The sequence below is a fragment of the uncultured Sphingomonas sp. genome (assembly GCF_937859915.1).
In the GTDB taxonomy this organism is placed as follows: domain Bacteria; phylum Pseudomonadota; class Alphaproteobacteria; order Sphingomonadales; family Sphingomonadaceae; genus Solisphingomonas.
Map to the genome: position 1 here is coordinate 1 of NZ_CALMAW010000131.1, position 6,926 is coordinate 6,926.

Annotated in this window: 5 protein-coding genes; 1 reads left to right on the plus strand and 4 read right to left on the minus strand. The window is 69.1% G+C overall.

Going from position 1 to position 6,926, the window contains the following annotated elements; all coding sequences use genetic code 11:
• A partial coding sequence (locus tag Q0326_RS17475) for a helicase-related protein (RefSeq protein WP_298692986.1) occupies positions 1-1,863 on the minus strand: 1,863 nt, incomplete at its 3' end.
• Positions 1,864-2,053: 190 nt separating this feature from the next.
• On the opposite strand from Q0326_RS17475, the gene Q0326_RS17480 reads away from it, so the two are divergent.
• On the plus strand, positions 2,054-3,172 hold the full coding sequence (locus tag Q0326_RS17480; protein ID WP_298692987.1) for a M23 family metallopeptidase: 1,119 nt from the start codon (positions 2,054-2,056) through the stop codon (positions 3,170-3,172).
• 92 nt (positions 3,173-3,264) lie between these two features.
• On the opposite strand, the gene Q0326_RS17485 is transcribed toward Q0326_RS17480, so the two are convergent.
• From Q0326_RS17485 to Q0326_RS17495, 3 genes are all read right to left on the minus strand, one after another.
• On the minus strand, positions 3,265-4,848 hold the full coding sequence (locus Q0326_RS17485; RefSeq protein WP_298692989.1) for a DUF87 domain-containing protein: 1,584 nt from the start codon (positions 4,846-4,848) through the stop codon (positions 3,265-3,267).
• Between the two features lie 165 nt (positions 4,849-5,013).
• Positions 5,014-5,766, minus strand: coding sequence for a TIGR02186 family protein (locus Q0326_RS17490; RefSeq protein WP_298692991.1), 753 nt, complete (start codon positions 5,764-5,766; stop codon positions 5,014-5,016).
• The gene (locus Q0326_RS17495) at positions 5,763-6,677 is read right to left on the minus strand and encodes a sulfite exporter TauE/SafE family protein (protein WP_298692993.1); all 915 of its coding nucleotides are present in this window, start codon (positions 6,675-6,677) and stop codon (positions 5,763-5,765) included. Before Q0326_RS17495 ends, Q0326_RS17490 begins: the two co-directional genes overlap by 4 nt.
• Positions 6,678-6,926 lie beyond the last annotated feature (249 nt).

The window sequence follows — 6,926 nt, forward strand, 5'->3', positions numbered from 1 at the left end:
CGCCACTGCCGCCTGCAGCCACGCCGCGCAGCGGGCCGCGACCTTCGCGCGATCCTCCGCCGAGAGCGGATCGAGCGTGCGGTGGAGCGTGAGCCGCGGCTCGGTCAGCGATTTGCCCTTGCCGAGCCGCGCCACCACGTCGCCACGCCAGAAGATCGCGACCGGGCGGCCGATGTCGGTCGCCAGCGTGAACGCCGCATCCCCGTCGTCGACGAGAGCGGCCGCCCTGCGCGCCAGCTCGACCCCCAGCCGCCGTTCCGCGGCCGCCATCAACCGCTTCATGTCGGCATGACGCGCGGCTACGTCGGCGACGAAACGGAAGCCGGTCAGGTGTCCGATCGGCTCGTCGGCGACGCTGACGAGGCCATCGGCGGCGATGCTCACGGGCAACATGTCCGCGCCGCGTTTGTCGAGGTCGCGCAGCAGCACCGAGGTGCGGCGGTCGACGAACCGCTGGGTCAGCCGCTCGTGCAGCGCATCCGACAGCTTCTCCTCGAGCTCGCGCGTGCGCTCGGCCCAGTGCTTGGGTTCGGCGAGCCAGTCGGCGCGGTGCGCGATATAGGCCCAGGTGCGCACCGCGGCGATCCGGCCCGCGATCGTCTCGACGTCGCCCTGGACGGTATCGAGCCGCTGCAGTTCGTCGGCGAACCAGGGCGCGGGAATGCGGCGGTCACCCTCGCTCAGATGTCGGAAGATCCGGCCGACCAACCGGCTGTGCATCTCGGCGCCGGTCTTGCGGAAATCGGGCAGGCCGCACGCGCCCCACAAACGCGTCGTCATCGCCTCGCCGCGGGCGCGGGCAAAGATGTCGGGCTCGGCGGCGAGGCGCTTGAGCACGGCCAAGTCGATCGCCTCGGGTGCGGCCCGCAGCCCGGGCAGCGTCGGCTTGGCTTCGAGGCTGGCGATCAGCCGCTCGGCATTGCCGAAATCGGGCGTGCCGCACCGCCAGTAGAGATGGTCGAGCGGCGCGAAATGATGGCCCTCGATCGCCATCACCTCCTCGCCGTCGAGCGTCGCGCTCGACCCTTCGGAACCCAGCGTCCCGAACGTCCCGTCGCGCTGGTGGCGCCCGGCGCGGCCCGCGATCTGCGCCATTTCGGGCACGGTCAGCCGACGCGAGCGCTTGCCGTCGAACTTGCGCAGGCTGGCGAAGGCGACGTGGGCGACGTCCATGTTGAGCCCCATGCCGATCGCGTCGGTCGCAACGAGATAGTCGACCTCGCCGGCCTGGTACATCTGCACCTGCGCGTTGCGCGTGCGCGGCGACAGCGCGCCCATCACGACCGCGGCGCCACCCCGCAGCCGCCGCAGCATTTCGGCCACCGCATAGACCTCCTCGGCCGAGAAGGCGACGACCACCGAGCGTTTGGGCAGCCGCGACAGCTTTTTCGGGCCGGCATAGCTCAGCGTGGAAAAACGCGGGCGCCCGATGATGTCGGCGTCGGGGACGAGCGCGCGCAGCATCGGCCGCAGCGTCTCGGAGCCGAGGATCAGCGTTTCCTCGCGGCCGCGCGCGCGCAGCAGCCGGTCGGTGAAGACATGGCCGCGCTCGGGGTCCGCGGCGAGCTGCGCCTCGTCGAGCGCGACGAAGGCGAAGTCGCGGTCGGTCGGCATCGATTCGGCGGTGCAGAGATAGTAGCGCGCGTGCGGCGGCAGGATCTTCTCCTCGCCGGTCAGCAGCGCGACCTGCGCCGCACCCTTGATCGCGACGACGCGGTCATAGACCTCGCGTGCGAGCAGCCGGAGCGGGAAGGCCATCAATCCGGACGAGTGAGCGCACATCCGCTCGATGGCATAGTGGGTCTTGCCCGTATTCGTGGGCCCCAGCACGGCGACGAGCCGATCCGTGATCACGCTGCGCATCTAGTCGGAGAAGGTGGGGTGTTGCGCGCGCGAACGCAAGCGCGATGCAGCAACGGCCGGCTCGATTCGTCGCGATGGGAGAATCGCTCGACGCACCCGTAACGAGCGCGGTTAGGCCGACTTTAACCTCGTTTCGCCAGAACGGTACCAAGGTCGCAGGTGGCGACAATCATCCGCAAGGGCGGCGCGCGTGTTCCAGAACGACGATCCCGATCTCGGTGTGGCCGGTTGGCCGGCACATCTCGTGCGCGCCGAGGCGACGATCGTCCGCCGTACGCCGTGGCAACCGTCGGACGGGCTTGTCGTCGATCTTGGCGAGAATATCGGCTCGGTCCATTGGTGGCGTGGCGTCACGACGCTGAGCGCGCTGGTCGCCGCGCTTATCGCCGTCGCGCCTACCCTGCAGCCCAGGCCGCCCGCCCTGCGCGCGTCGTTTCCTGTTGCGGTCGCCGCACCGGCTCCGCGCGCGGTCCGCGTATCGACACCCCTCCGATCGCGGGCTGCGCCTGCCACTGTGCCAATCGTGGCAAACGGACCGATCCGACTAACCGGCGTCGCCGGCGGCGGCCTGTATCGCGCGCTGCTCGATAGGGGCGCCGCGCCGTCGGTGGCGGCCGACTTCCTGCACGCGATCGCGACGCGCATCGACCTTGGGACGATCGCGTCGACCGACCGCTTCGACCTCGTTCTCGCCCCTGCGGACGGCGGCGCGCGGCTGCTCTATGCCGGCATCCTGCATCGCGGCCAGCCGCTCAGCCTGCTCCGCTGGACCGTCGATGGGCAGGAGGGCTGGTTCGACGCGGCGGGTGTCGGGCCGCCGGGCGACGGTCTCACCGTACCGGTCGCCGACGCACGGCTGTCGTCGGGCTTCGGGATGCGCTTCCATCCGATCCTCGGCTTCAGCCGGATGCACCAGGGCGTCGATCTCGCCGCGCCCTATGGCACGCCGATCGTCGCGGCGGCGGAAGGCATCGTCCGCTTCGCCGGCGCGCATGGCGGCTATGGCAATTTCGTGCAGGTCCAGCATGATGGCGGCCTGGGGACGGGCTATGGCCATATGAGCGCCATCGTCGTCCGCCCCGGCGCGATCGTGCGGCAGGGCGAGCTGCTCGGCTATGTCGGCTCAACCGGCATGTCGACCGGTCCGCATTGCCATTTCGAAGTGTATCGCAACGGAGTTGCGATCGATCCGATCACCGCCAATTTCGCGGTGGCGCCGATATTGGACGGCGACGACCTCGCCCGCTTTCGCGCGACTCTCGCACGGGTGGCCGCGTTGCCGGTGTCGGAGCCGTCGTCGCGGTCCTGATCGGACCGCCTTAGACGCGGCGCATGAAGCGCGAGCGCGACGGCCGACGCGCGTCGTTGCCCGCTTTCGCGGGGATAACGGGGTGGGTGTGGCTAACGCCCCTGGCGGCGCCAGCGATCGATGACGCGGCCGATCATCGCGGGCTCGTCGCCGCTATTCTTCCACAGCACCGAGAACAGCGGATCGCCCGAGGCCGGGCGCTTATTCTCCTCGAGATTATCGAGCGCGATCCGCATCGGGATCGAGGTGCCCTCGCCGCACACGACGCATTCGCGGTTCCGGAGCGCCGGGATCGTCTCCATGAAGCCGCGCGCACCCTCTGGCATCGCCGACCGCACATAGGCCTGATCGCGTTCGTTGTTCAGGCGCATCGCGATGATCGTTCCGCATTGCGACAGCACCCCTTCCGCCAAATCAGAGGGCCGTTGCGTTATCAGCCCCAGCGACACGCCATATTTGCGGCCCTCCTTGGCGATCCGCTCGAGCACCGAGCGCACCGCGGACGCGGTGGTGGTGCGGTCGGACGGGATGTAGCGATGCGCCTCCTCGCAGACGAGCAGGATCGGCCGCGTCGTCTCGTGGCGCGACCAGATCGCGTAATCGAACACCAGACGGCTGAGCAGTGCAACCACCACCGAGGTGATCTCGGACGGCACGCCCGACACGTCGATGATCGAGATCGGCTTGCCGCCGGTCGGCAGCCGGAACAGCCGGGCGATCGTCGCCGCCATCGTGTCGGTGACGAGCATCCCCGAGAACATGAACGAGTAGCGCGGATCGGCGCGGATTTCCTCGATCTTGGTCTTGAGCCGCATATGCGAGCCGGTGTCGCCGCTGCGATCGAGCTTGCCCATGTCCTGGACGATGAAGGCGAGCAGGTCGGAGAGGAGATAGGGGATCGGCGTGTCGACGGTGAGCTTGCTCAGCCCTTCCGACGAGCGGCTCTTCTGTCGCGCGGCGAGCAGGCATTTGCCGAGCACGTCCATGTCGCGCTGGCGCTCGGCGCCTTCCGAGGCGATCAGCACCTCGGCATGTTCCTGGAAGGTCAGCAGCCAATAGGGCAGCGCCAGATTTTCGACGTCGAACAGTTCGCCATGATTCTCGAACGCGGCCGGATATTCGCCGTGCGGATCGATCATCACGATATGGCCCTCGGGGGCGAGCTCGCAGATGCGGTGCAGGATCAGCGCGAGGCTGGTCGACTTGCCGGTGCCGGTCGATCCGACCAGCGCGAAATGGCGGCCGAGCAGCGCATCGATATAGAGCGCGCCGCGCACGTCCGAGGTGGGATAGACGGTGCCGATCTCGATATGCGCGCGATCTTCCGCCGCGTAGATCTGCAGCATGTCGGCGTGGCCGGCGGGATAGATCGCGCAGCCGGGCATCGGATAGCGGGTCACGCCGCGGCGGAATTCGAGCAGCTGGCCGGTGATCGGGCAGTTGCGGCCCTCGCCGAGAAAATCGATCTCGGCGACGATGCCCCGCGTCGCGGCGTCGTCGAGCCTGAGCGAGCGGACGTTGGCGACCAGCCACAGCTCGCCCGACTGCATCTTGACCTGCGAGCCGACCTCGCCGGCTCGCGCAACGCCGGTGGTGACACCGGCGGCCCGGTGCAGATCATCGACGGTGCTGCCGTCGATCAAAACGCGCGCGGTGCCACCACCGACCTCGATCACGCGACCGATCGCGACCAGGGGGGAACCGGACGTATGCGGCGCCGAATCGGCCGCTCCATCATCAGCAAATCCGCGCCATGCCGTACCGTCCACGTTACACTCCTGCCCTGGTCGGACGTATCCTAGGGCCGCGGCGGTAAACAAAGGTTCAAGCAACACCGCGGCTTAGCCGCGGCGGAAGAATTGCCCGGCGGCCCAGCCGATTGCGAGCGACAATGCGACCGCGACCAGCCCGTAGCTGACCGGCCAGCGATGCGCGGCATGCGACACGAAGCGCTCGAATCCGGATTTGTCGATCCGCACCGCACGCACCGCGCCGGCGACGACCTTGCCGTCCTGGATCAGGAAGGTCTCGGCGACATAGCGGCCGACCGGCACGCGCGCCGGCACGTTGATATGCGCGCGGTACAGCACGCCGTCGGTGATCTCGACGCCGTGCGCATCCTCGACGTAGAGGCCGGCGCGGCGCTTGAGGTCGATCAGGCCCTGTTCGAACCGCTGCTGCTGCTCCGGCAGCGCGTTGGAGGTCGGCGAAAGCTGCAGCCCGTCGAGCCCGAGCTCGTAGATCGCCGCGGTGCGCGCGTCGACCAGCTGCGCCAGCGGGCGCGAACTGGCGATCGCGTAGAAGGACGGCGCGGAACGGAAGCGCGCGCTGTCGGCATTGACCCACATGCCCGCGACCTTCTGCTTCTCGCGCAGCAGGATCGACTCGGTCGGTCCCTTGAGCACGACCGCGATGTCGGGCGGGCGGTCGGGGGCGCGGCCCTGCGGGTAGAGGATCGCGCCGAACAGCAACAGGTCGGCGCCGGTGAAGCTGTAGACGATCTGCACCTGCCGCTCGGAGACGTCGGGCACCAGCACCGGCTTGGCCGCGCCTAGGCACAGCAGAGACGCCAGCGCCGCGAGCTCTCGCTTCATCCGGCCTCGACGCTGTAGAGCTCGCCCGGCTGCCAGGTCAGTCCCGCGGCCATGCGGAGCGCGACCGCGAGGACGAGCAGCGCGAGGAGCAGCCGCAGATATTCGGGCTTGAGCTTCATCGCGAAGCGGCTGCCGATCTGCGCGCCGATCGCGGACCCGATCAGCAGCAGGATGGCGAGCACGATGTCGACTGCCTGCGTGGTGGTGGCGTGGATCATCGTCGTCGCGGCGGTGACGAACAGGATCTGAAACAGCGAGGTGCCGACCACCACGCCTGCCGCCATGCCGAGCAGATAGACCATCGCGGGCACCATCACAAAGCCGCCGCCGACGCCGAGCACCACGGTCAGCGCACCGGTCATCGTGCCGAGCAGGAACGGGGCGAGCGGCGAGATATAGAGGCCCGAGCGGTAGAAGCGCCAACGGAACGGCAGCATCGCGATCAGCCGGTTGTGGCGGCGCTGTTTGCGCGCCGGCTTCCCGCCGCGGCGCTGCGCCAGGATCGTACCGAGCGACTCGCGGGCCATCAGGGTGCCGATCCCGCCGAGCAACACGACATAGGTCAGCGCGATCACCGTATCGATCTGGCCGAGCTTCTGGAGCAGCCGGAACAGCAGCGCGCCGAGCCCCGATCCGATCACGCCGCCCGCCACCATCACGCCGCCCATGCGGAAGTCGACGCCGCCCCGGCGCATCTGCGCAAGTACGCCCGACACGCTGGCGCCGGTGATCTGCGTCGCCGACGAGGCGACCGCGACCGCGGGCGGGATGCCGTAGAAGATCAGCAGCGGCGTCGTCAGAAACCCGCCACCGACCCCGAACATCCCGGACAGGATGCCGACCCCGCCGCCCAGGAGCACGATCACCAGCATGTTCACCGAGAGGCCGGCGATGGGCAGGTAGATGTGCATGGCACAGGGCTAACCTATCGGTGTGCCGCGCGCCAGAACGGCGTGCGCCTTCATCCTCCCGGGCGGGTCCCCAGGGAAATGATGGCATTCCCTCAAAAATCCGTCGCGATCGTCAGTGCGACGCCCGAGTCCGGCTTGGCCGCGCCCGCGACACGCGCGCGCCAGTCCAGCGCCGCCGCGACGAAATGCCCGGCGACCGGCATACGCAGCACCACCGACGGTCCGACGTCGAGCCGCGCCGCGCCCGGC

Bases quoted from the DNA above. Each gene is read 5' to 3' on its own strand.
- Q0326_RS17490 (WP_298692991.1), bottom strand. From the start codon at position 5,766: ATGAAGCGAGAGCTCGCGGCGCTGGCGTCTCTGCTGTGCCTAGGCGCG.
- Q0326_RS17495 (WP_298692993.1), bottom strand. From the start codon at position 6,677: ATGCACATCTACCTGCCCATCGCCGGCCTCTCGGTGAACATGCTGGTG.